We start from the raw sequence: 371 nt of genomic DNA, 5'->3' as shown, positions 1-371 counted from the left end.
CCCACGTCGTGGGGATAGTCCTTCACCCAGACGAGGGAGGCCAGGCCGAAGATGACGACGACCACGCCCACGATGGTGCAGCCGGTGGGGACGCCGAACTTGCCGAACAGACCGGAGAGGATGGCGACGAAGGTGGCGGTGCACAGGGGGGCGCCCATGGTGGCCCAGCCCAGGGCGATGCCCTTCTTGCGGGGGAACCAGTTGTTCATCAGAGTGGAAGTGCCGATCAGACCGAAGGCGTTGGAAATAAAGGTGAACAGGGTCAGGCAGACCAAAAACAGCACGGGGGAGTTCACGTGGCCGAACCAGATGTAGAGCAGGCCGGTGAGGACCAGGGTAAAGGTGCACAGGATGCGCACGCCGGTCTTCAT

General features: G+C 62.8%; 1 pseudogene. It reads right to left on the bottom strand.

The window, feature by feature from the left end:
• Positions 1 to 371 (bottom strand): annotated as a pseudogene (locus NE547_RS18060) (hypothetical protein); the annotation flags it as partial.

The sequence above is a fragment of the Flavonifractor sp. DFI.6.63 genome (assembly GCF_024462255.1).
Classification (GTDB): domain Bacteria; phylum Bacillota; class Clostridia; order Oscillospirales; family Oscillospiraceae; genus Lawsonibacter_A; species Lawsonibacter_A hominis.
Note: the sequence above shows the minus strand (reverse complement) of the source record. Positions and strands in the feature narration are given on the sequence as shown.